The 21,542-nt window shown below is 37.4% G+C and carries 30 protein-coding genes, 1 tRNA gene and 1 other annotated feature; of the genes, 2 read left to right on the forward strand and 29 right to left on the reverse strand.

The features are described from left to right. Positions 1-8 precede the first annotated feature (8 nt). The 15 genes from PPA04_RS00620 to PPA04_RS00690 all read right to left on the reverse strand — a co-directional run bounded on the left by PPA04_RS00620 (position 9) and on the right by PPA04_RS00690 (position 9,298). A complete protein-coding gene (locus PPA04_RS00620; RefSeq protein ID WP_057783488.1) occupies positions 9-839 on the reverse strand; it encodes a TlyA family RNA methyltransferase in 831 nt (276 codons plus the stop codon). Then, positions 836-1,741: a polyprenyl synthetase family protein gene (locus PPA04_RS00625; RefSeq protein ID WP_057783486.1), complete on the reverse strand. Its 906-nt coding sequence runs from the start codon at positions 1,739-1,741 to the stop codon at positions 836-838. The genes PPA04_RS00620 and PPA04_RS00625 overlap by 4 nt, the downstream gene beginning before the upstream one ends. Then, complete coding sequence (locus PPA04_RS00630; RefSeq protein WP_057783484.1) at positions 1,741-1,986, reverse strand: exodeoxyribonuclease VII small subunit; 246 nt, start codon at positions 1,984-1,986, stop codon at positions 1,741-1,743. The genes PPA04_RS00625 and PPA04_RS00630 overlap by 1 nt, the downstream gene beginning before the upstream one ends. Beyond that, on the reverse strand, positions 1,979-3,331 hold the full coding sequence (xseA, locus tag PPA04_RS00635; RefSeq protein WP_057783482.1) for an exodeoxyribonuclease VII large subunit: 1,353 nt from the start codon (positions 3,329-3,331) through the stop codon (positions 1,979-1,981). Before xseA ends, PPA04_RS00630 begins: the two co-directional genes overlap by 8 nt. Continuing rightward, positions 3,324-4,187, reverse strand: a complete 864-nt coding sequence (locus PPA04_RS00640) for a bifunctional 5,10-methylenetetrahydrofolate dehydrogenase/5,10-methenyltetrahydrofolate cyclohydrolase (protein WP_057783480.1) — start codon at positions 4,185-4,187, stop codon at positions 3,324-3,326. Before PPA04_RS00640 ends, xseA begins: the two co-directional genes overlap by 8 nt. Positions 4,188-4,350: 163 nt before the next feature. Continuing rightward, entirely contained in the window at positions 4,351-4,758 is a 408-nt protein-coding gene (gene nusB / locus PPA04_RS00645) for a transcription antitermination factor NusB (protein ID WP_057783479.1), read from the reverse strand. Further along, positions 4,755-5,186 (reverse strand): Asp23/Gls24 family envelope stress response protein, encoded by a 432-nt coding sequence (locus PPA04_RS00650; RefSeq protein ID WP_057783476.1) that lies wholly within the window; start codon positions 5,184-5,186, stop codon positions 4,755-4,757. The genes nusB and PPA04_RS00650 overlap by 4 nt, the downstream gene beginning before the upstream one ends. Before the next feature lie 21 nt (positions 5,187-5,207). Then, positions 5,208-5,765 (reverse strand): elongation factor P, encoded by a 558-nt coding sequence (gene efp, locus PPA04_RS00655; RefSeq protein WP_057783474.1) that lies wholly within the window; start codon positions 5,763-5,765, stop codon positions 5,208-5,210. Between the two features lie 148 nt (positions 5,766-5,913). Continuing rightward, positions 5,914-6,201, reverse strand: coding sequence for a 50S ribosomal protein L27 (gene rpmA, locus PPA04_RS00660; protein ID WP_057772564.1), 288 nt, complete (start codon positions 6,199-6,201; stop codon positions 5,914-5,916). A 19-nt stretch (positions 6,202-6,220) separates the two neighbouring features. Then, positions 6,221-6,559: a ribosomal-processing cysteine protease Prp gene (locus tag PPA04_RS00665; RefSeq protein ID WP_057783472.1), complete on the reverse strand. Its 339-nt coding sequence runs from the start codon at positions 6,557-6,559 to the stop codon at positions 6,221-6,223. A gap of 15 nt (positions 6,560-6,574) precedes the next feature. Further along, a complete protein-coding gene (gene rplU / locus PPA04_RS00670; RefSeq protein WP_057783470.1) occupies positions 6,575-6,883 on the reverse strand; it encodes a 50S ribosomal protein L21 in 309 nt (102 codons plus the stop codon). Positions 6,884-6,895: 12 nt separating this feature from the next. Next, positions 6,896-6,971: a sequence feature (ribosomal protein L21 leader region), on the reverse strand. Positions 6,972-7,030: 59 nt separating this feature from the next. Continuing rightward, positions 7,031-7,657 carry a TetR/AcrR family transcriptional regulator gene (locus tag PPA04_RS00675; RefSeq protein ID WP_057783468.1) on the reverse strand — a complete coding sequence of 209 codons (627 nt, stop codon included), beginning with the start codon at positions 7,655-7,657 and terminating at the stop codon, positions 7,031-7,033. 83 nt (positions 7,658-7,740) lie between these two features. Further along, on the reverse strand, positions 7,741-8,193 hold the full coding sequence (locus PPA04_RS00680) for a GNAT family N-acetyltransferase (protein ID WP_147206660.1): 453 nt from the start codon (positions 8,191-8,193) through the stop codon (positions 7,741-7,743). An 80-nt stretch (positions 8,194-8,273) separates the two neighbouring features. Next, positions 8,274-9,074: a DNA/RNA non-specific endonuclease gene (locus PPA04_RS00685; RefSeq protein WP_057783464.1), complete on the reverse strand. Its 801-nt coding sequence runs from the start codon at positions 9,072-9,074 to the stop codon at positions 8,274-8,276. Positions 9,075-9,224: 150 nt separating this feature from the next. After that, positions 9,225-9,298: transfer RNA gene (locus PPA04_RS00690), tRNA-Arg, on the reverse strand. A gap of 185 nt (positions 9,299-9,483) precedes the next feature. Between PPA04_RS00690 and PPA04_RS00695 the strand changes: the two genes are divergently transcribed. After that, complete coding sequence (locus PPA04_RS00695) at positions 9,484-9,996, forward strand: hypothetical protein (protein WP_057783462.1); 513 nt, start codon at positions 9,484-9,486, stop codon at positions 9,994-9,996. A 386-nt stretch (positions 9,997-10,382) separates the two neighbouring features. Here the strand turns inward: PPA04_RS00695 and PPA04_RS00700 are convergent, their stop codons facing one another. From PPA04_RS00700 to PPA04_RS00735, 8 genes are all read right to left on the reverse strand, one after another. Further along, the gene (locus PPA04_RS00700) at positions 10,383-10,922 is read right to left on the reverse strand and encodes a dUTP diphosphatase (protein ID WP_147206661.1); all 540 of its coding nucleotides are present in this window, start codon (positions 10,920-10,922) and stop codon (positions 10,383-10,385) included. Between the two features lie 18 nt (positions 10,923-10,940). After that, positions 10,941-11,882 (reverse strand): hypothetical protein, encoded by a 942-nt coding sequence (locus PPA04_RS00705; RefSeq protein ID WP_057783460.1) that lies wholly within the window; start codon positions 11,880-11,882, stop codon positions 10,941-10,943. Next, on the reverse strand, positions 11,875-12,753 hold the full coding sequence (locus PPA04_RS00710; RefSeq protein ID WP_068807390.1) for an exonuclease SbcC: 879 nt from the start codon (positions 12,751-12,753) through the stop codon (positions 11,875-11,877). Before PPA04_RS00710 ends, PPA04_RS00705 begins: the two co-directional genes overlap by 8 nt. 237 nt (positions 12,754-12,990) lie before the next feature. Then, positions 12,991-14,334: a glutamine synthetase family protein gene (locus PPA04_RS00715; protein ID WP_057783459.1), complete on the reverse strand. Its 1,344-nt coding sequence runs from the start codon at positions 14,332-14,334 to the stop codon at positions 12,991-12,993. Between the two features lie 17 nt (positions 14,335-14,351). Then, the gene (locus tag PPA04_RS00720) at positions 14,352-14,747 is read right to left on the reverse strand and encodes a MerR family transcriptional regulator (RefSeq protein ID WP_057783457.1); all 396 of its coding nucleotides are present in this window, start codon (positions 14,745-14,747) and stop codon (positions 14,352-14,354) included. Positions 14,748-14,839: 92 nt separating this feature from the next. Further along, complete coding sequence (locus tag PPA04_RS00725) at positions 14,840-16,093, reverse strand: methionine gamma-lyase family protein (protein ID WP_057783455.1); 1,254 nt, start codon at positions 16,091-16,093, stop codon at positions 14,840-14,842. Continuing rightward, on the reverse strand, positions 16,090-17,022 hold the full coding sequence (gene miaA / locus PPA04_RS00730) for a tRNA (adenosine(37)-N6)-dimethylallyltransferase MiaA (protein ID WP_057783453.1): 933 nt from the start codon (positions 17,020-17,022) through the stop codon (positions 16,090-16,092). Before miaA ends, PPA04_RS00725 begins: the two co-directional genes overlap by 4 nt. Before the next feature lie 5 nt (positions 17,023-17,027). Continuing rightward, positions 17,028-17,762, reverse strand: a complete 735-nt coding sequence (locus PPA04_RS00735) for a glycerophosphodiester phosphodiesterase (protein ID WP_057783451.1) — start codon at positions 17,760-17,762, stop codon at positions 17,028-17,030. A gap of 89 nt (positions 17,763-17,851) precedes the next feature. Here PPA04_RS00735 and PPA04_RS00740 point away from each other — a divergent pair, with 89 nt between their 5' ends. Continuing rightward, positions 17,852-18,028, forward strand: a complete 177-nt coding sequence (locus tag PPA04_RS00740; protein WP_084254320.1) for a DUF3042 family protein — start codon at positions 17,852-17,854, stop codon at positions 18,026-18,028. 154 nt (positions 18,029-18,182) lie between these two features. Here PPA04_RS00740 and PPA04_RS00745 read toward each other — a convergent pair whose 3' ends face one another. The 6 genes from PPA04_RS00745 to rpmG all read right to left on the reverse strand — a co-directional run bounded on the left by PPA04_RS00745 (position 18,183) and on the right by rpmG (position 21,440). After that, complete coding sequence (locus tag PPA04_RS00745) at positions 18,183-18,596, reverse strand: rhodanese-like domain-containing protein (protein ID WP_057783449.1); 414 nt, start codon at positions 18,594-18,596, stop codon at positions 18,183-18,185. Between the two features lie 119 nt (positions 18,597-18,715). After that, entirely contained in the window at positions 18,716-19,678 is a 963-nt protein-coding gene (locus PPA04_RS00750) for an ROK family glucokinase (protein ID WP_057783447.1), read from the reverse strand. Positions 19,679-19,696: 18 nt separating this feature from the next. Then, positions 19,697-19,918 (reverse strand): YqgQ family protein, encoded by a 222-nt coding sequence (locus tag PPA04_RS00755; protein ID WP_057783445.1) that lies wholly within the window; start codon positions 19,916-19,918, stop codon positions 19,697-19,699. A 61-nt stretch (positions 19,919-19,979) separates the two neighbouring features. Next, a complete protein-coding gene (locus tag PPA04_RS00760) occupies positions 19,980-20,660 on the reverse strand; it encodes a rhomboid family intramembrane serine protease (RefSeq protein ID WP_057783443.1) in 681 nt (226 codons plus the stop codon). Next, on the reverse strand, positions 20,660-21,217 hold the full coding sequence (locus PPA04_RS00765) for a 5-formyltetrahydrofolate cyclo-ligase (protein ID WP_057783441.1): 558 nt from the start codon (positions 21,215-21,217) through the stop codon (positions 20,660-20,662). The genes PPA04_RS00760 and PPA04_RS00765 overlap by 1 nt, the downstream gene beginning before the upstream one ends. Before the next feature lie 73 nt (positions 21,218-21,290). Next, positions 21,291-21,440 carry a 50S ribosomal protein L33 gene (gene rpmG / locus PPA04_RS00770; RefSeq protein ID WP_074693824.1) on the reverse strand — a complete coding sequence of 50 codons (150 nt, stop codon included), beginning with the start codon at positions 21,438-21,440 and terminating at the stop codon, positions 21,291-21,293. Positions 21,441-21,542: the final 102 nt, after the last annotated feature.

Below are 21,542 nucleotides of genomic sequence, written 5' to 3' on the forward strand. Positions count from 1 at the left end.
GACCTCTTTTATTTCTCTTTTGTTGCGTGATTCAATTGCGCATAGGCAGACTCTAAAGTTTTAGAAATTGAAACAGATTTCGCAATCTTAGCCTCACCATTAGTCGCAACCAAATGGGTCAAAAACTCAATATTTCCTTCGCCACCCTTAATCGGAGAAAAATCTAGCCCCACAACATTGTACCCACTTTCAACTGCCATACCAAGTGTGTTTTTTAAGACTTCCTCATGAGTTTTGGGATCACGAATAATTCCGTGTTTGCCTACCTTATCTTTTCCTGCTTCAAATTGTGGTTTGATCAAAGCAACGACACTGCCATTTGCTTTAATAATATTTTTTAATGGTGGTAAAATTAGTTTCAACGAAATAAAAGAAACGTCAATTGACGCAAATTCCGGTTGACCATGAGTGAAGTCGTCCAATTGAGAATATCTAAAATTAGTGTTTTCCATAACAACCACACGGGGATCTTCGCGTAATTTCCAAACTAACTGATTGGTTCCCACGTCAAGCGCATAACTTAATTTAGCACCGTTCTGAAGCATCACATCTGTAAATCCACCAGTTGAAGAACCAATGTCCAAAACTACCTTGTCCTGCACACTAATGTGAAACACTTTGAGTGCTTTTTCAAGTTTCAATCCTCCGCGACTGACATATGGCATCTTTTTCCCTTTAAAATGTAGCTCAGTATCAACCGATATTTTACTACCAGGTTTATCCAATCGCTCTTCATTTTCTCCTAGGATTTCGCCAGCCATCACAGCACGTTTAGCCTGCTCGCGTGTATCAAACAGTCCCTGTGATACTAATAATACATCAACCCGTTCTTTTTTCATTTTTCTTCCTCGTTTAATTGAAAATACTCTAAGAAGCCTTGCAATAAATTCGTTGAATTCCCATTATGTTGCAATTTGTTAAGTGCTTCTCGACAATTCATGACACACTGCATTAAATCTTTCTTGCTTTGTGTCAGTCCGCGAATGCTTGGATACGTATTTTTATGCTCTTCAGCATCCTTGTGAACAGCTTTTCCCATAGCTTTTTCTGAACTCAAAACATCCTCTAAATCATCATATATTTGAAAAGCTAGTCCAAAATTTTCAGCAAACGTAACTAAGTATTTCTGATTTATTGAACTTGTCGTTGCGATAATATTAGCGGCTTGTGCAGTATAGGTAATTAAAGCCCCCGTCTTTTGCTTATGCAATTGCTTTAATTGCATAAATGACAATTGCTTGCCTTCACCCAACACGTCAGTAGCTTGACCAGCAACCATCCCTGCAGGGCCTGCTGCATGGGCCAATGCATAAGTTAGCTGGCTCACAACTTTTGGACTAAATTTGGTGGTCGCTATCCACTCGAAAGCTAACGTTAACAGCCCATCGCCGGCTAGGATAGCCAGTGCCTCACCATATTTTTTATGATTAGTGGGCAGCCCTCTACGCAAATCATCGTTATCCATTGCTGGTAAATCATCATGAATTAAAGAATATGTGTGTAAAAGCTCCAGCGCAGCGGCAACTTGGACACTATTGGTATCAATGGCAGTTCCACTAACTTGTAGCATTGCTAATAGCAATAATGGCCGTAGTCTTTTTCCGCCTGCAAAAACTGAATACTGCATAGACTCGCTTAAACTTAAATTTGTCACGCTATCCGGCAAATGTTCTTTTAAAAACTGGTTCAAGACCTTAGTGTATTTTTGAATAAATGCTTGCGTTTCCACATTTTCGATCATTATTTATTTGTGCCTTCAGTTGTATCATCTGATGCTTCGAACGGAACTTCTTGACCATCTTCATCCATCATTTTGGTTAACGTTTTTTCTGCGTTTTGCAAAGTGTCTTGTAAATCCTTACTCAAGACAACGCCCCGCTTAAATTCGTTTAGTGCCTTTTCAAGGGGCACATCACCCTTTTCTAAATTGGTCACAATCTCGTCTAAAGATTTTAAGTTTTCTTCAAAAGTAGGTTTTTTAGTCATTTTTTTGTCCTCCTTGTTCTGTTTCAGTTACTTTAGCCTTGGCCGTACCATCACTCAAATGTAATTCGATTTCCGTATCAGATTTCAATTCCGAGGCTTTTTTGACAACCTTTCCCTGCCGAGTCACATAACTATATCCACGACTCATAATCTTCAATGGGCTTAAGTAGTCTAACGCAGAAATTGAATGCTTTAGTTCAGTGGACTTAGTCGTAAATAGTGCCTGAATTCCTCTATTTAGTCTTGTTTTTAAATTTGTAACTGTCTGTTGTTCTTGCTGAATATGATTTGCTGGTGAATTCAAAAACAAAGTTTGCTGACTTTTATTTAACTGATTTTGGTAAAAATTTAAAGTGGCAGTCATATTTTGCTTTAGTCTTTCGTTCAAATAATCAAGATTTTGTACATATCCTTCATACAACCGGCGAGGATCTTGAAAAACATAGGATTGATCCAGTCGATTTAAACTTTGGCGATCTTTTTTTAACAAATTCATAAAGGCATTAAAAATTCGTGTTCGGCGCTGTGATAAATACAAAATTTCTTCACTGAGCACCGGTGTGGCTAATTCAGCTGCCGCAGTGGGCGTTGCAGCCCTGACATCGGCAACCAAATCTGCAATCGTTGTGTCCGTTTCATGTCCAACTGAAGAAATAATTGGAATTTTACTTGCAAAAATTGCCCTCGCAACTTGTTCTTCATTAAATGGCCACAAATCCTCAATCGAACCGCCGCCACGTCCTAAAATAATGGTATCAAAACTACCAAGTGCATTGACTTGTTGAATGCGCGTTGTTATTTCTTTTGCAGCTTCCGTACCCTGCACTTGAGCAGGAAACAAGACCAATTGGGTAATAGGGAACCGTCTACGTGTCGTGGTTATAATATCCCGGATAACAGCACCAGAAGGACTGGTAATAACGGCAATTCTTTTTGGGAATCGAACTAGAGGTTGTTTTGGAGCCGTAAATAATCCTTCGGCACTTAACTTCGTCTTTAACTGTTCGTATGCTTGATATAGTGCACCCACCCCATCAGGTTGCATACTGTCAATATAAATTTGATAGCTTCCGCTTGCCTCGTAGACAGATAGCCTTCCAGTAACTAAAACTTTCATCCCGGTTTCAGGCGTAAATTTCACTTTTTCAAATGCCGATTTAAACATAATGGCATTAATTTTTGCATGATCATCTTTCAAACTGAAATATTGGTGCGCATGCGGACGAATCCGTAAATTGGAAATTTCACCAACCAAATAAACACGGCCTAAATACGGATCAACATCAAATTTACGTTTTATATACTGTGTTAAAGCGGTCACCGTTAGATAATTTTCTTTATCCATTTTTCTCACTACTCCATTCAGCTAATGCAACGGTTTGAGAAATTAGGGTTGTAATGGTCATTGGCCCCACTCCTTTTGGTACTGGTGTGATGTAAGAAGCCTTTCTTTCAACCTCAGCAAAATCCACATCACCAACTAGCTTTCCATTTACATCTCGGTCCATGCCGACATCAATTACGACTGCATCCGACTTCACATCTGCTTCCTTAATATATTTGGCAATGCCCACAGCTACAACCAGAATATCCGCTTCTCGCGTTAGTTGAGACAAATTATGAGTATGACTGTGTGCCACTGTGACCGTCGCATTGGCATTAACCAAAAGTGCTGCCATCGGCTTACCCACGATTGTACTTCTACCAACTACAACTGCTTTTTTGCCATCTAAATCAATATGATACGCATTGAAAATAGACATTATACCCTGGGGAGTACAAGCAATTGGGGTTTTCTCAGTATGATTTATCACTAACTTGCCAATGTTTGTTGGATGAAACCCATCTGCATCCTTTTCAGGTGCTATCGCATTTGTCACATTAAATTCGTTAATATGTGCAGGCAAAGGCAACTGGACAAGAATTGCATGAATTGTTGGATTTTCGTTATATGTTTGAATAATCTTTATGAGATCTGCTTCTGAAATTGTATCCGGAAGATTGCGAACAATCGAGTTGATTTTCATTTTTTTTGCTCGACGCTCTTTATTACGTACATAAATTTTACTAGCCGGATCGTCACCCACTAAAATGACAACTAGTCCAGGAACAATTCCTTGGTCAGCCAAACGTTGAATCCTAACAGTTGTTGTTTTGTCAATTTCAGCTGCAAGTGCTTTACCATCCATAATAGTTGCCATAAAATTACCTCTCTTGTATGTATGACTTACCTCTATAGTTTAGCATATTAGAAAATACGAAAAAACCAGAAAAAACTATTTGTTTTTTCTGGCTCACTTAAATTATTTATAATGGATAACTTCTTCAAAATTCATTTCTGCAAAACTATAAATTTTAGAAATTCTATCCCAATTTGCTTGAAAGAACGCCATTAATAAAGTTTTTTGCTGTTTCATCAGCATATTTCTTAGCTAGCTCAAGAGCTTCATTAACTGCGACCTTATCTGGGACATCCTCCACATAATTGATTTCAAAAAAAGCAATTTGTAAGATAAGATGATCTGTTCTTGCTAAACGTTCAACCGACCAAGTCTTTTTTAAAAACTTGCTAATTTCTTCATCCAACTCTTGATGATGGGTCGTCACACCATCGACAAGTTGCACAAGATAGGTTGGAACGTCTTCTGAGGTGTCATGGTAGCTTTCTAATACTTGATGATATAAATCATCATGAGAGGCGTCTGAATTGCTGCTCAATGCAAACAAAACTTGAAAAGCAGCCTCTCGAATTTGATGTCGATTTAAACTCACTTTTCATCACCATCATTTTCCGCAAAAATATCATCTGGGTCCACAGTGGATGTTGATTTGGCAGGAATAATTCCTTCCACATGAATGTTAACCTCAGTTACTTCAAGTTCAGTCATAAATAAAAGTTGTTGATTTACTTTACTTTGAACTTTCTTAGCAATTTCAGGAACAGATGTCCCATAATCAAGGTAAACATACACATCAACACGTAACTTGCCATCACTTAAACCAAGTTTAACGCCCTGGCCCTTTGTGTTTCTAGTAAGAAATGAAGTGACACTCTCACTTAAACCACTGCTACTTAAATGAACGCCCTGAACTTCTTCAACAGAAATTCCAGCAATAATTGAAACAACCTCGGGAGCAATTTTAATCTCCCCAAGTGTTGGTTTATGTTCCGCCAGCGCTAAATATTTATCTTCTGCCATTTTATAAACCTCCTGCTAAAATTAAGCTCGGGAAACGTAAGTCCCATCAGTTGTGTTAATAATCAACACATCATCTTCATTAACAAAAAACGGAACTTGAACCGTTAAACCCGTTTCCAAAGTTGCTGGTTTAGATCCACCAGTAGCCGTATCACCACGGATTCCTGGTTCTGTATCAGTCACCTTTAAATTAACGGTATTTGGCAAATCTACTCCCAAAGTTTCATCACCGAACATAATGACACTAACTTCCATGTTTTCAACTAAATAATTTTTTTCTTCAGAAAGATTTTCTGCAGGAATTTCTAGTTGCTCATAAGTATTATTATCCATAAACACAAAATTGTCACCATCATTATACAGATATTGCATTTTTTTAGTTTCGATGATAGCTTGTTCCATTTTTTCACCAGCACGGAACGTCTTTTCTTGAACCGCATCTGTTCGTAAATTCTTTAACTTTGTTCGAACAAACGCGCTTCCCTTACCAGGTTTTACATGTTGAAATTCCACAATACGCCAAATTCCACCATCAACCTGAATTGTTAAACCATTTTTAAAATCTGAAGTTGAAATCATTTTTTTACCTCCAAAATTCTTTACACCTAACTATAGCAATACCAGTAGCCTAAAAGCAAGCTAAGTTAAACGGGTTACATTTATTTTAAAGCATTTTGACAAAAAAAGAACCAGAACAACTTATGTGTTCTGGCCCCTCACATTAAAACTATTCTGCATCTGCTGCGGGATAAACAGAAACCTGACGTTTGTCACGTCCTTTACGTTCAAAACGGACAACACCATCAGTCAATGCAAATAATGTATCATCATTTCCACGACCGACATTTGTACCAGGATAAATATGAGTTCCACGTTGACGGTAGATAATCATGCCACCCTTAACTGGCTGACCATCGGCACGCTTTGTTCCAAGACGACGGCCTGCTGAATCACGACCATTAGAAGTGGAACCTCCACCTTTATGATGACTGAAGAATTGTAAATTCATTAACATAGCTTTACACCTCCGAATATTAATCTTGAATGTTTATTTTTATAAATTGTGAATAATTCTGAGAAATATCTTGCATTCCAATAACAAAGCTTTTTAAAATTGCCTGCATTTGTAAAAGCCGATCTCGATTTTGAATCACTGGAAAACTAGCAGACAAAAGGCCACCATTTTCCTCATCCATCTTCGTTTCTGGTTTTACGCCAGCAACCTGTTCCACACTATTGATCGTATTGATCGCCAGTACTGAAGCAGCCGCACAAACAATATCTTGTCCATATGGACCGGAATCAGCGTGACCAATCATTTTAAATTGTTCAACACCAGTTTGTGAACTTAGCTTAATTGTCACTTTTATCATCGAAAATCCTCAAAATTAAGCGTTGATTGCGTCGATCGTAACCTTTGTGTATGGTTGACGATGACCTTTTTTGGAATGTTGGTTCTTCTTAGCTTTGTACTTGAAAGTTGTTACTTTCTTGTCTTTGCCTTGTTTTTCAACAGTACCATTAACAGTTGCGCCATCAACAGTTGGTGTACCGATCTTTGTTGATTCACCACCAACGAAAAGAACTTGGTCAAAAGTAACCTTGTCGCCTTCGTTAACGTTTAATTTCTCAACAAAAATGGATTGACCTTCTTCAACCTTAAGTTGTTTACCACCAGTTTCAATAATTGCGTACACAGTGTGCACCTCCTCATTTCTAATACTCGCCAGCTAAAAGTGTCTAAAATAGAACTTAAAAACTCGAGCCGTGCGGTTGTAGCTGTGGAAGCCACAAATACAACGTTACAATAATATCAAAATACCAGGAAAAAGTCAAATCTTAGTTCATTTAACAAAAAAATCACTTACCCCAACAACAGCCGTACTTTTAGTACGAATTAAATTATACATCTTATTGCTGACAAAGCGGGGAGAATACACCCCACCACCTGATAACCACTCTTGCATAATCCCCAGCAATCCGGCAATCACAAAATCAGCCTCCACCTTGATATTTGCCGATTGTAAATTTTCCTTCAATTCCAAGGATTCAAAAAAAGTATCCAAATAATGATGAAAACCAAGTTTTATTTTTTCGGTGAAATTGTTTTCACCCACTAGACCGAATAACACCATGAAAACCTGATAGTTATCTGCCATATATTTAAAACCTTTTCCCAGTGAAAAAGCGTGAACTGTATGCTCTGAAACGACCATCTTTTCGTTTAGAGAACTTTTAGCGTCCACTAAGGCACATTGAAAAAAATCCGTAACAAAATCATTCACTATAGTCTGAATAAAGTCTTGTTTATCATGGTAGTGCAGATAAAAAGTTCCGCGCGTAATCTCTGCTGTTTCTGTAATTTGTTGAATACTCAAGCTTTGCGTACTTTGTTTAGATAACAGCTTGATCAAGGCCCTTTTTAACTGCTGTTTTGTTTTCATAATTCGAGGATCTAATTCACTAGACATGTTCTTTGCTCCTAATTTCAAATCCATTCAGAACTTGATTCTACGGTACTTTTAATAAAAAAACAAAAAATTAGCTTTTTAACTCAAAGTTTCTGTCGAAGCATTAACATGTCATGCAATTGAAGCCCGTTTTCAAAAATGGGGTCCGCATAATTATCGGTAAAGAAATTTGTTTTGACGTCAAAACAACGAAATCCCATCTTTTGGTAAAGGTATAATTGCACAAAACTTGTTGATCCAGTACCAACCAGCATTTCTTGATAGTTCTTTTGTTTAGCATATTTAAGCGCAAATTGAATAAAAAATTGAGTCTTCCCTTGATGTTGAAGTTTTGTAGCAATTGAAATATTTTTCAGCTCGATTTGTGTTTGGTTAATTGGGGTTAATACTAAGACTCCCACCAGTTTTCCCTCTTCTATCATTTGAAACCCAACGCTGTGTTCAAGATAGTGTGCCACTAGTTTTCGATTGGGATCTGCAATTAATAATAATTCATAGTGCTCATTCTTAAAGGTAGTTATCTGCGAAATTTCCAAAATTATTCCTCATTTCCTGTAAATGGCAAATTGGTTGGATGTCCGTGTTTAACAACTTGATACACATTTTAAAGGTGTCTTTATTCACTTACTTTCATCGATGAATCCAATTTGGATCGTCCAGTTTTGTAGTCAAATTTAACCCCAGGTTCGACATTCCAAACAAAAACGTTAAAGTTTAATGATTGGTCAGTTGATAGTGCTTGTAGATGATACCCAAGTGGCATCAGACCACGACCTTTAAAAACTGTGGTAACTTTATATATCACTTTTTTATCCGCTTTTAACGCCTCACGAACTCTTTGTTCAAAGAGTTGCATCGTCCGTTGATTACTAAATTCAGTTTGTGTCGCCAAATTTTTGGGATTGTCTATTGAGCCTAAGGCGTTTTCATCATATTTTCCCTCATCATCAATTTTTCCAGTGACTGAATAGGCTAGCAAATGTCCGCGATTCAAAATTTCAATTTTTCTGTCTCCAAAGGACACTGTTTTTTGATGCCATCCTGTTGGCTGCCATCTCTGGGCACTACGTGTATCTGAACGCACTAAATTTCTGCGTTCAAGATACCCAATTGCTGTAGTCGTACGATTCAGATTATCCAAATTACCATAATCAATCTTGTTTTGTTTCCAGCTAGAAACTGCCAAAGTACTTTTGTTGTGATTGACCTCCAAATATGATGCTGATCCACTTTTAAAAGTTAATTGACTTAAATTCTTATCTGCAACATTTTGTACAGTTGTTTGTTTGGTGGGTAAGCTGGTTTCGTGACTGTTGTATTGGCTAACGTACTGGCCAATTTGTCGTTGATTAACACCAAATAGTGACGCGACAATAACGATAATCGCCACCAACCAATTTATCTTTCGCTTCTTCATCTTTTCTCCCCTATATTTAAACCAAAATTTAATCAAAGCCTTTTTCGTGAAACAAAGATTTGCAAACAGTGATTTTTTGCAAAACAAAAAATCAAGAATGCCATTACGTTGGTATTCTTGATTTTAATAACTGTATCCACGGTTTTCCAATGAACCGGGTGAGGTTCGAACTCACGACCCTCCGCTTAGAAGGCGGATGCTCTATCCAGCTGAGCTACCGGTCCGCGCTTTTGATTATAAGTTAAAAAAAAAAGTTCGTCAATACCGTAACCGTGTTTTACTCTGACCATAAGTAAACTACTAACCTACCATTAATTTGATTAATTCGACGGAAGTATTAAGTAAATGCTTTCATTCTGCATCATTTTTAGGTATCATAGGGATAGCAAGAACGAAGGAAGTTGATGAAATGAAAAAGAAAATTTACTGGTTAATTCCCTTTCTCATCCTAGGATTATTTTTAACCGGATGTAGCCGTAACAAAGTGTATGGCACGGTCGTCATTAGTTCTGAAAAATATAATCAAGTACAGACTGATAAAAAATATGTCAATCAGCTATTGAAATCTCTAGAAAAATTTGATTCTGAAAAACCAGGGACGGCCCAAAATATTTATTCAGCTGTCAACAAATTGAATAAAGAAGCCAGCAAGAATATGACTAAACAAGATAAGAAAAAATTACGCGAACTCCTGATTACTAATGATAAGAGCATTAAAAATATCATTAAGAATGCTTACCAAAATCATTATGGATTTGATGATGATCTTTCTGGATCAATTAGTACCGAATTTTATAAAGTCATTCATTTGATCATAAATCCAATCACTAAACAATCTGCAAATCGAAAAAAAGTTTATAACCAATTCATCAAAGATACTAAGGCTCAACAAAAATTGAATAATGTGGGCACCACACAATAGGTTGTCCATAATTTAAAGAAGCTGAAAAATAATTTTTCAGCTTCTTTTGAGTTCTAACGACAAATATTGCTCTTATTTTCAAACATATTATGGTTGTAAAACCCGTGAGCATATCATTTGAAACATTACTGTAACATTGTCATAATGAGAATGTAAAATTCGAATGGAGGCGTTTCTATGGGACCATTGATGATCATTCTTATTATTTTTATTTTTGCGGTTATTGTTCAAGTGATAAACGATTGGGATTCTTTGTTTCCACAATCTCAGCCACGCTCAAAACATAAAACCATTAAGAACAATTAATTAAGCGATTGTATTGTAGAAATATAATGAAGTACACAGACAAAAAGAGACCTCATGGGGTCTCTTTTTTGTTTGATTCATTAGCAATTATTTTCTTGTCGTTGATAATTGATTTTATTCTTCTGATCAAAAGCCCTTTCAATTTCGTCAGCAGAAAAACCAAAACCCGCCATGCCCATTTTTAAATACAAATGCCAAGCATGCCGAAAGTTATCCGGTCGGTTGCTTACAAAACTACTGAACAACATAGATTTAATTGCCAAATAGGTATCCGTTAAATCTAATTTTACCGAACTAGTTTCTAGTTTTTGGAATTGTTCTGGGCTCAGATCAACATTTTCAACCCATTGCTTTTGACTGGCAAACAGTAAAAAGAAATCAATCGCATCCACATACTCAACTAACAACGTTTCACGAATTGTTTTTCCTTCGTCATGTTTGCCTTTGTGCGCTTTCCAAACTTTAAACCATTCAGAAGTATTGGCAACTTCCGAAAGTTCAACATCTAAAGAAAGTAAAGTATTTTTAATTCGTGCAGGCCAACTAAGTGTCAGTCCCTTTTCCTCGGCAATGCTTCTGTCTAATTGAATAGAAGATTGCATCATTTTAGGAATATCCAACAATTTTTCCACCTACTCTTAAGACATTTTTGAACCGATTTGTAATTCATCAAGATTGTCCAAGAACCACTTCTTCAAAAATGCAAATTGATTAAATATTTCAAAAAGAGAATACTTCTCGGCAGGATCCTGAACTGTAATCACCCAATGACCACTACCATCAGCAGCTACTTCTTTATACAGACTAAAGATAATTTGATTGCCCAGGTCCAAGAAAGCCCCTTGAACAGCATCCATATTTTGCAACATTAAATTGTTATCTGCTGTAGCCACAAATAATTTATCCATAATCTGTTCAGATAAATCAGTTTTAGCAAGCACATACTTTTTATCATTAGAAGCATCTAACATATTGAAATCAACATTAAACCCAAAATCAGCCACCAGATATTTTCCAAATTGAATGAACAAATCAACCGCATTCGTTACGGCCTCGTTATCTGATTTGCCACTCCACTCTGTGATAAAGAGTTTTGTAATGGTGTCCGAATTAAAGTACATCGTTTTTTCTCTTAAGTTCAAAGAAAAAATAACTTGGTGACTATTTTGTTCCACATAAAACGCACCATCCTGATTTGGTCGTTTCTCAAAATGGAACTCTTCCGAATCATCAATACTTGGAAAAGTCTGAAAAAGAGTATCAGCCTTAAGATTATCCTCACGAGAATTTAGGACGGCATCTTTATCATCATGCAATTCTAACAACCGACTCATAAAAATGAGGTAATAATCATTCGCATCATATTTGTGAGGATAAACAACATAGTCAGTATCCATCTGAAAGTCAAATAAAGCCGTGGAAGCGGCCAAAAGCTCATTGGCATCCTTGGTATTAGTCAACTGATCAAATAACTTGGTAAACTCAATTCCATGTTGCAAACCAGCTTTTAGAGAATCACTATATGCAACTAATCGACCATTTGTCGTCAAGCTTGAAGGATTCAAAGATTCATTACTCATCAGCACGCACCTTTTCCTTTCCAATCAAGCTTGTTAAATAATCAGAATATAGTTTTTTTGAATGGTTAGTAAACGACTCAAAACTTCCAAAGGCCTGTTTGATTGCTTGTTTTTCGTAACTTAAGATTGTGTCTTCTTTTGAAAGAGCCAAAATTCGATCTTCATTACTCTTCATTGTATTTCGAGCATCGGCAGCCTTTTGATCCTCTTCAGTTAACTTAGTTAATTCATCTTTAAGCGCCTGGCGTTCTTCTTTGACCTTGCCGCTTTCCCAAAATGAACTGTTAGAACTCGTGTCCGCCAATTGATCACGTAACTGTGCCTTACGTGAATCACGTTGATCCTGATTGCTAAGTAACGTTTCTAATTGCTTGTTTTCTTCTGAAATTTTAGCAATGTTTTCTGTATTCAAATGTTTGTTGTTGGCATCCAACTGGAAAGTTCCAGATAACTTTTGATACTCGTCCTTATCAAATTGAAATTCAAGATTTAAAACATCTAAATACCCAAATTCACGACGATCCCACCAATTACCGAAAAGAATTTTGAATTCTCCTTCAGCAATTTCTCGGTAGTAAAAGAATGGATAAATTTCAGCTAAGTAGTCAATTAATTGATAGCTCAAATAATGAGCAATTTGACTTCGTACATCATCCACCAAACTGAAATAACCACTTTTTGCCGCTTCATTGGTACTTGAAATTTCAGTATGATAACGTTCTGGATCTAGTAATTCATATGTTAACCGATCATCTTGTTGATCAACTGCGTCTTGTAACGCATTCAAATAAGCGATTTTACCTGAAAGACTCTGTTTTAACTTTGCGTTTGGCTGTTCTTGAGATTCAATCGTGTTTTCTTCATCACTCATGTGTATCGCTCCTAATTTTGTAAGTATCCCCTACATTATTGATTACCTCTAATGTAACAAATAACTGAGGAATCAACAAAGGATTTTTCTTATTCCTTACTAAATTTTAACAGATAAATCTGATCATGACTAAAAAAGGTTTAAAACTCATGATAAATTTTTAAAAAGTTTAAAAAAATGATCAATTGCCAGACAATTAAGTCTTGGCAATTGATCATTATATATTCTCTAATCAGATTAGTACTGTTCCAAATATTGATCTCGTTCCCATTGTGTAACTTCTTGTCGATAAGAGGCCCATTCTAATCGCTTAGCTTCCAAAAAGCTCTGATAAATATGTGTTCCTAAAGCCTTTTCCATCACATCATCAGCCTCGAAAGCCTTTAAAGCATTATGCAATGTAGATGGTAAGTCATCAATATGATTTGCTTTTCGCTCAGCCTCATCCATCCGATAAATATTACGATCAATTGACTTAGGTGGTTCAATCTTGTTACGGATTCCATCCAAACCAGCTTCTAGAACAGTTGCAATTGCCAGATAAGGATTAGCACTAGGATCAACACTCCTTAATTCGAGGCGAGTGGACAACCCACGACTGCTTGGGACTCGAATTAATGGCGAACGGTTACTACCTGACCAAGCCACGTATACTGGGGCTTCAAATCCAGGTACCAAACGTTTATAGGAGTTCACAATTGGATCACAAACAGCGGTAAAGCTCCGAGCATGTTTTAATAATCCTCCTAAGAACCAATAAGCTTCCTGAGATAACTGCAAGTCATTCTTTTCATCATAAAAAGCATTGCCCTTATTATGGAAAAGAGACATGTTTAAATGCATCCCTGAGCCATTAATACCATCCAGTGGCTTTGGCATGAAGGTGGCATGCAAATTATATTTACGAGCTACCGTCTTCACAACCAGTTTAAACGTTTGAATATTATCTGCAGCTGCTAAAGCATCTGCATACTTAAAATCAATTTCATGTTGACCAGGCGCAACTTCATGATGAGAAGCTTCCACGTCGAAGCCCATGTTTTCAAGTTCTAGAACGATATCACGACGACAATTTTCACCAAGATCCATTGGCGCCAAATCAAAGTAACTACCTTTATCGTTTAAATTAGTAGTTGGTTTCCCGGTTTCTGGATCTAACTTAAACAAGAAGAATTCAGGCTCTGGCCCAATATTAAAATCCGTGTATCCCGCTTCACGCATTTCTTTTAAAACACGAATTAGGTTATTCCGAGGATCACCTTCGAAGGGTTCACCATCTGGCGTATAAACTTCACAAATGACACGAGCAATTTTTCCATGTTCATTTCCCCACGGAAAAACCATCCAAGTTGAAAGATCAGGATAAAGATACATATCACTTTCTTCAATGCGCACAAAGCCATCGATTGAAGAACCATCAAACATTAATTTGTTATCAAGCAATTTATCTAGCTGACTAACTGGCACCTCAACGTTTTTAATAATCCCAAATAAATCGGTAAACATCAATCTTAAAAATCGAACATTTTCCTCTTTTGCCATCTTGCGGATTTCATCTTTGGTATATTGTTGCTTTGCCATGTATATCGCTCCTATTCTTATTTTTTGGAAAGGTCATCAGATGGAAAACTTGGTTCACTTCCATGATTTAATCCTGCAATTGATAAAAATTCATGTTGTAATACTTGACGAACATCTTCATCAGTTACTGGTTTTTCTAATGCTTTATGCTCTTTTTGTTGATGTTTGGCTTGTTTTTCATAAACACGCTTAATTTCAGTCATATTAAAGCCTTCGTCAAGATAGCCTTTAATATCAAGTAAGCGATCTACATCAATTAATGAAAACTGACGGCGATTACCTTCATTACGCGCAGGTTTTATTAATCCCTGTGTTTCATAATAACGAATCTGCCGTGCACTCAAAGTTGTCAACTTCATGACTGTTCCGATCGGTAAAACTGCTCGTGATCGTTGGAGTTGTTTTTCCATCATGACACCCCTCCTTTCAAAAACAAGTTCATTCTATCAATGCAGCCAATTAAAGTCAACGTCTCATGTCACAAGATATGACATGAGACGCTTGTTTAAAAGAATAAAGTTGAAACAGCTTCTGTAATTGCAATTTTCACATGCGCATAAGTCAAACCGCCCTGGATGTACAAAGTGTATGGTGGACGAATTGGACCATCTGCAGAAAACTCAACACTAGCACCCTGAACAAACGTACCGGCAGCCATAATAATCTTGTCATCATAACCTCCCATTTCACTTGGAACTGGATCCACATATGAATTAATTGGTGAATAATGTTGGACTGTTTCGGCAAACTTGACCATTGAATCCGGTTTGCCAAAATTAACGGTTTGAATTAAATCTGTGCGTGGTGCATTCCATTTAGGACTGACATTTAGCCCACATTTTTCAAGAATAGCACTTTCAAATATGGCACCCTTAATTGCCTCTCCCGTTACATTTGGTGCCTGAAAGAATCCTTGAAACATACTCTCTAATGTATTTAAGGTAGCACCCTCATCTTTCCCTGATCCAGGAGTTGTTAAACGATTCCCGATTTGTTCAATCAAATCTTTTTTACCAACAATGTAGCCACCAGTCTTGGCCAGACCACCGCCTGCATTCTTAATAAGAGACCCGGCCATCACATCGGCACCAAATTCAGTAGGTTCACTAATTTCAGAAAATTCGCCATAACAATTATCAATAAAAATTTTAACGTCTGGTTTGAGCGATTTAATGAATCGAATCATGTCTGCAATCTGAGCGACCGTAAAGCTTTCCCGAGTCGCATAACCTCTTGAACGTTGAATGGCTACAACCTTAACATCGCTGGATAATTTCTTTTGAACATTAGTTTCAGAAAAATGCCCCTCCGCATCAAGATCGGCATAATCAAACTTAATATTAAAGTCTTTAAGAGATCCGGAATTTTTCTTACCCGTTAGACCAATAACTTCTTGAACCGTATCATAGGGCATGCCAGTTACATATAATAGCTTATCTCCAGGTCGAAGCATCCCCCACAATGCTGTACTGATCGCATGCGTTCCAGAAATAATTTGTGGTCGGACCATTGCATCTTCTGTTTTGAACACGTCCGCATAAACCGCATCTAAAGCATCCCGTCCGCTATCATCATAGCCATATCCCGTTGAACCATTTAGTTCTTCTTCAGAAATCTTTTCTTTTCGAAAAGCATCCAAAACTTTTTTCTGATTAAAAAGTACTTGTTCATCAATTTCCGCCAATTTAGGTGCAATCTGTTGATCAACCTCTTGCACTAACTCAACTAATTTACCGTCTAAACCATCTGTCCATTTCATCGTTCATTTCTCCTAACCCATTTTTGAATCTTTAAAATAATTTGCTGTTCTTCAGCCGGTTGCCGAATGATATCAAACCAATTTACATCCATTTTATTTCGAAACCATGTTAATTGCCGCTTGGCATAATGGCGAGAATTTTGTTTAACTTTTTCAATCACAAGTTCTTTAGAAAGGTGATTTTCAAAATAAGGATACCATTCTCGATACCCGATTCCTTTCCCACCCGGCAGATCCTGTCCACCTTGCCCGTACAACCACTTTGCTTCATCTTCCAAGCCATCAGCTACCATTAAATCTACACGCTGATTAATCCGCTTATACAGCAACTTCCGATCTGTATTGAGACCAATCAATAATGCATCATAAATTGTTTTACTATCGTCATTTTGTTCCGAAAATAAGTGACCAGTTTTATCAAAAACTTCGAGTGCCCGAACCACTCTTACTTCGTTAGTGACGGGAATTTTTTCCGCAGCCTTGGGGTCAATGGCATTTAATTTTCTCCATAACTCCTTTTGAGAATGGCTCTTCGCATACTCATGCCACTTATTTCGTGTCTTCTCACTCGAGTCATAGGTATCATTTCCCAAGGAGAGATCTTCTAACAGAGCTTGCAAATAAAAGCCAGTTCCACCAACTATAATTGGTAAATGTCCTCTAGAAGTGATTTGTTTAATCTGTTCAGCTGCTTGCTTTTTGAAATCTGAAACTGAAAAGCGCTGATCAATTTTACAAATATCAATTAAATGATGGGCAACCCCCTGTTGATCCTGCTTGGAAATTTTAGCCGTCCCAATATTTAGCTCCTGATAAACTTGCATGGAATCACCGGAAATAATTTCACCATCAAATTTTTTAGCTAGTGTTAAAGATAAACTTGTTTTGCCAACCGCAGTAGGCCCAACAATCGCTAATACTTTATTCATGTTATTTAACCACCTTGAATTGCTTGACGAATGATTCCTGCGCGACCTGGATAATCAGTGATAATCCCATCAAAATGTCGCTTGAAACAGTAGCGCATATCCTCTGAGCTATTCACCGTCCACGGTCGCAACTGGACATGTGGCAAGAAGAATCGATGCGCACGAACCCAACGAATATCCGGGTGCCAGTCTTTGACAATCCGGCTTCGGTAAAACTTCCGAGCAAACTTAGTCTGTACCTTAAACAAACTTGCGTACTCGATAGACGGATTTAGCGCATGCATTTTCACAAGTGATTGTGGATGAAAACTAGAATACACAATTTGAAAGGGAACTTTTTGTTGATTCATGTACGCCGAGACTTTCTCCTCAATTCCAGGATATTGAATTTTATCGGTCTTAAGTTCTAAATTAAAAAGACCCGTAAATCTTTTTTTAATTAATAATTGGACAACTTCATTTAAGGTTGGAATCCGCGTACCCAAGTATTCATAACCAAAATAACTTCCCGCATCTAGTTGCTTTAATTCCATAAGTGTTTTATCGTAAATTCTTCCCGTTCCACTTGTTGTCCGATCCACTGTTTCATCATGCATGATAATCAAATGACCATCCTTTGACATGTGGACGTCCGTTTCAATCCCGTCCGCTCCCTCTTCAATGGCTTTTTCAAATGCTGGCAACGTATTTTCAGGACGAATTCCTTTACTTCCACGATGAGCAATTATTTTTGTTAACATAAAATCATTCCCGTTCACTTAATTTACTGGATATTTTAATCAAAAGCAGTCATAATAAAGGTAACCAAAGATAGAAAGGGGTTTCAAACATGAAAAATTTTACTAAAGGCTTTATCGTTGGTGGCTTTTCCGTTATCGGTGCTGCCGCCGCCGCTCTCTATACCTTCCACAAAGTTATCGTTCAACCAATTGAGGATCAGGAAAATCGTGCAACCGAAAATCGTAAGCGTGCCATGCGAAAACAACGTTCAGCACATAACGGTTAACTTCCCTTAAGGTTAAAAGACTGAAGATTCAGTCTTTTTTTGTTGGCTTGACATTAACATACTTAGGATTTCTTTCTAATAAAAAAAGAGATAAAGATTATTAAAGGATGACAATACACACATTCACCTCAATGACTCTTTACCTCAGATTTAATTAATCTTTCTTTTTGGTTTTGCCATTCCAGCGTTGGAAACCATACCGAAGGATAAAAAGCTGTTTATAGCTTTTCTTTGCTAAAAATATTGCAGCTCTCGAACTCAAACTACGGCCCTGATCATAAATGTAAACTGGTAAATCAGGTCGAACTTCTTGAAAACGACTTTTTAATGTTGAATATGGGATGTTACGAGCACCCAATATATGACCGGCATCAAAATCCTTTTTCTCACGTAAATCAATAACTTGTCCTTTGTGCATGCCTTCTTGAAAATCTTCCTCGTCCAATACTTTTGCAACTCGGCCACGTTTCCAGACTACATACCCTTGATAAACAAAATAAGCCACAATCAAAATAATCAAAATCGTATTAATTATAAAACTTGCTTTTGAACTTGCACCAAAAACCACTGTACATTCCTCCTATGTCAACCAATTTCATTTTACACATAAATTAGCACTTTGCCTAGTCTAGAAAAAATAAAAAAGCCGTTTGGGAAAATCCCAATACCGGCTTAATTCAAACATTCTTAGTTAAAGCTTAATGCCAATGAAGCCGCACCGATAACGCCGGCATCATTGCCTAAACGAGCTAATTTCAAGCTTGTTGAGTTACGAACTGTAGTAAATGCAAATTCTTGGAAATAATGATCGACTTGTTTTAACAAGTAATCTCCTGCAGCAGAAACGCCACCACCAATAACAATGCTCTCAGGATTCAAAGTATTAGCAAGGTTGCCTAAAGCCAATCCCAAGTAGTAACAAACCTTGTCGACTACTCGAACAGCCAAAGTATCGCCACTTTTAGCTAGATCAAATACTAACTTAGATGTAATATCTTGGCCATCATCAGTTTGGCGTTTTAACTCTGAATCACCAGAGAATTCTTCCGCCATATCACGAGCTACATGGACCACACCTGTGGCGGATGCATATTGTTCCAAACATCCTCGTTTGCCACAAGTACACAAGTACCCATTAGGTTCAACAGTCACATGACCAATTTCGCCAGCTGCTCCAGCAATCCCGTGGAGTAACTGACCATCGGCAATTAAGCCACCGCCAATTCCAGTTCCTAAAGTTACAAAGGAAACATTAGTACCGTTCTCACCAGCACCCTTCCAGCGTTCACCAAGGCCAGCAACATTGGCATCATTGTCCATTGTAAATTTAATGCCCGTACCAGCTTCAATATCGGCTTTTACATGTTGAGTTGTTTTCCAGTTTAGGTTATAAGCTCCAACAACTGTTCCATTTTCACGGTCAACTGTTCCTGGTGTTCCCATACCGATTCCAATAAATTGATCTTTATTCATATTGTAAAGATCAATATGGTGATTAATTGATTCCACAATATCTGGCACAATATGGCTACCTTCATCTAAAATGTTAGTTTCCACACTCCACTTTTGTTGAACCTCTCCAGCGTCTGTTAAAATAGCAAACTTAATGGTTGTCCCACCAAGGTCAACCCCAATCAACTTGCGATCCATTGTTTGTTTCCTCCAATATTAATATAATTTGTTTGGCTCTTTTGCACGAACCTCTTCTAAATGATGTTCACGTCGCAGAATCATAACCGCTTTAACGTAGGTTTGATTCTCCACCACATCGGCATCGTGTAAATGTTTCAGTTCAATACTCATTAATTCAATGTCCCATATGCGTTTACCCACATAGACATAAATTCCAAACTTTTTGAGTAACTGTTGCACATCATAAAGTGTTTTCATAGACATCATCCCAATTAATTATACAGATAAAATTAGATTTGTAAACGTTATTTTAAGAAGACTACTGGTAAATTAGCTTTCCAAAAGTAACCGCAAACAAAACAACTAGTGCAACTGTTGCCACAATTCGTTTTGGAATCTCAACCTTACCAATTTTAGGAACCCCCACAAGATAACCACTCAAGAATCCAGCTAATATACCGCCAATATGAGCATAGATATCAATTCCAGACTCCAACAAGCTCGAAGCCAGAGCCAAAACAACGAATAAGCCAAGCTGACGGGCCATAACATGGATGTATGGATTAGCATGGAAAGACTCTCCCAACATTAGCCAAACGCCAAATAGACCAAAAATTGCCCCACTTGCGCCGGCCGACAATGAAAGTGGATTTCCAAAAACCAAACTTACCAAATTACCAAATATTCCAGCAATAAAATAGATCAGTAAGAATTTAAAATGACCAAACAAATTTTCAATTTGCATACCAACAAAATATAAAGTCACCATATTCATAACAATATGAGTGAGACCAATATGAATAAACATTCCGGCGATTAGCCGCCACCACTCACCATTTTCCACAATTAAAGGTTTAAAAACAGCACCGTATTGGAGTAACGTTTGGGTGTTTTCGGAACCACCATTGATCGTCATTAACCCAAATACAATAAAATTGATTATAACTAAACCAATTGTCATATATGGCTGTCGGTCCCACCTTTTTAAGGTTTGTTGCATTAGTTTACCTCACTTTTAATCAAGGTTTGAATAGGAATATCATGTGATTCGACTGGCCATCCTGGTTGCTCAAAATGTTGGACACTCAGCACTAAACTGATTGTTTTACCAGAATAGTCGTCCAAAAAACGGTCGTAATAGCCACCACCGAAACCCAGACGAAAGTTTCCTGCGTCCGCAAATCCTAACCCAGGAACGAGAATTAAGTCAATGCTGTCCTTTGAAACAGTAATCCCATTTTCGGGTTCTAAAACATCGAATTTACTCTTAACCAATTGTGTTTGGAAATCCAGAATTTGAAATTCCATTTGCCAATTTGGCAACGTTTTCGGAATCACAATGGTTTTGCTTTCCAAAGTTGCCTGCTTAATAACTGGTGTTGTATCCACTTCGATACCCCCACTCATGGTTGTAGCAATCACAGAAGAATTCTCCCATTCTGAACTGCTGAAAAGTTGGTTATATAACCTAGCGGATTCCTGCTTTTTTTTTGCTTTATCCAGACTTTGCAGTCGACCCAATTGAACTGTACGTTGCTTCTTTTTTTCTGGTTGCATCGGCATTCCTCAATTCACGTTTTTTAAAACTAATAAAAAAGATCGGAACAAAATTCGATCATTTTGTCCAATCTTATTTGGTTTCGCGGTGTAATGTAACCTTTCTTTCACGTGGGCAATACTTATTTAACTCCAAACGATCCGGATTGTTACGCTTATTCTTGCTTGATAGATATTGTCTGTTATGACATTCTGTACATTCTAATGTAATGTGTACGCGCATGGCTCCAACCTCCCAACTATAAATTCTGATGGGCGTTGCGCCCTCAACTTAAGATATGATACCACAATAATACTTAATGACGCAAGCATGTTTCAAAGATTG

Origin of the sequence: Pediococcus parvulus (assembly GCF_007990205.1) — a bacterium.
GTDB lineage: Bacteria > Bacillota > Bacilli > Lactobacillales > Lactobacillaceae > Pediococcus > Pediococcus parvulus.

Bases quoted from the DNA above. Each gene is read 5' to 3' on its own strand.
- PPA04_RS00620 (WP_057783488.1), bottom strand. From the start codon at position 839: ATGAAAAAAGAACGGGTTGATGTATTATTAGTATCACAGGGACTGTTT.
- PPA04_RS00625 (WP_057783486.1), bottom strand. From the start codon at position 1,741: ATGATCGAAAATGTGGAAACGCAAGCATTTATTCAAAAATACACTAAG.
- PPA04_RS00630 (WP_057783484.1), bottom strand. From the start codon at position 1,986: ATGACTAAAAAACCTACTTTTGAAGAAAACTTAAAATCTTTAGACGAG.
- xseA (WP_057783482.1), bottom strand. From the start codon at position 3,331: ATGGATAAAGAAAATTATCTAACGGTGACCGCTTTAACACAGTATATA.
- PPA04_RS00640 (WP_057783480.1), bottom strand. From the start codon at position 4,187: ATGGCAACTATTATGGATGGTAAAGCACTTGCAGCTGAAATTGACAAA.
- PPA04_RS00650 (WP_057783476.1), bottom strand. From the start codon at position 5,186: ATGGCAGAAGATAAATATTTAGCGCTGGCGGAACATAAACCAACACTT.
- efp (WP_057783474.1), bottom strand. From the start codon at position 5,765: ATGATTTCAACTTCAGATTTTAAAAATGGTTTAACAATTCAGGTTGAT.
- rpmA (WP_057772564.1), bottom strand. From the start codon at position 6,201: ATGTTAATGAATTTACAATTCTTCAGTCATCATAAAGGTGGAGGTTCC.
- PPA04_RS00665 (WP_057783472.1), bottom strand. From the start codon at position 6,559: ATGATAAAAGTGACAATTAAGCTAAGTTCACAAACTGGTGTTGAACAA.
- PPA04_RS00675 (WP_057783468.1), bottom strand. From the start codon at position 7,657: ATGTCTAGTGAATTAGATCCTCGAATTATGAAAACAAAACAGCAGTTA.
- PPA04_RS00685 (WP_057783464.1), bottom strand. From the start codon at position 9,074: ATGAAGAAGCGAAAGATAAATTGGTTGGTGGCGATTATCGTTATTGTC.
- PPA04_RS00695 (WP_057783462.1), top strand. From the start codon at position 9,484: ATGAAAAAGAAAATTTACTGGTTAATTCCCTTTCTCATCCTAGGATTA.
- PPA04_RS00705 (WP_057783460.1), bottom strand. From the start codon at position 11,882: ATGAGTAATGAATCTTTGAATCCTTCAAGCTTGACGACAAATGGTCGA.
- PPA04_RS00710 (WP_068807390.1), bottom strand. From the start codon at position 12,753: ATGAGTGATGAAGAAAACACGATTGAATCTCAAGAACAGCCAAACGCA.
- PPA04_RS00715 (WP_057783459.1), bottom strand. From the start codon at position 14,334: ATGGCAAAGCAACAATATACCAAAGATGAAATCCGCAAGATGGCAAAA.
- PPA04_RS00720 (WP_057783457.1), bottom strand. From the start codon at position 14,747: ATGATGGAAAAACAACTCCAACGATCACGAGCAGTTTTACCGATCGGA.
- PPA04_RS00725 (WP_057783455.1), bottom strand. From the start codon at position 16,093: ATGAAATGGACAGATGGTTTAGACGGTAAATTAGTTGAGTTAGTGCAA.
- miaA (WP_057783453.1), bottom strand. From the start codon at position 17,022: ATGAATAAAGTATTAGCGATTGTTGGGCCTACTGCGGTTGGCAAAACA.
- PPA04_RS00735 (WP_057783451.1), bottom strand. From the start codon at position 17,762: ATGTTAACAAAAATAATTGCTCATCGTGGAAGTAAAGGAATTCGTCCT.
- PPA04_RS00740 (WP_084254320.1), top strand. From the start codon at position 17,852: ATGAAAAATTTTACTAAAGGCTTTATCGTTGGTGGCTTTTCCGTTATC.
- PPA04_RS00750 (WP_057783447.1), bottom strand. From the start codon at position 19,678: ATGGATCGCAAGTTGATTGGGGTTGACCTTGGTGGGACAACCATTAAG.
- PPA04_RS00755 (WP_057783445.1), bottom strand. From the start codon at position 19,918: ATGAAAACACTTTATGATGTGCAACAGTTACTCAAAAAGTTTGGAATT.
- PPA04_RS00760 (WP_057783443.1), bottom strand. From the start codon at position 20,660: ATGCAACAAACCTTAAAAAGGTGGGACCGACAGCCATATATGACAATT.
- PPA04_RS00765 (WP_057783441.1), bottom strand. From the start codon at position 21,217: ATGCAACCAGAAAAAAAGAAGCAACGTACAGTTCAATTGGGTCGACTG.
- rpmG (WP_074693824.1), bottom strand. From the start codon at position 21,440: ATGCGCGTACACATTACATTAGAATGTACAGAATGTCATAACAGACAA.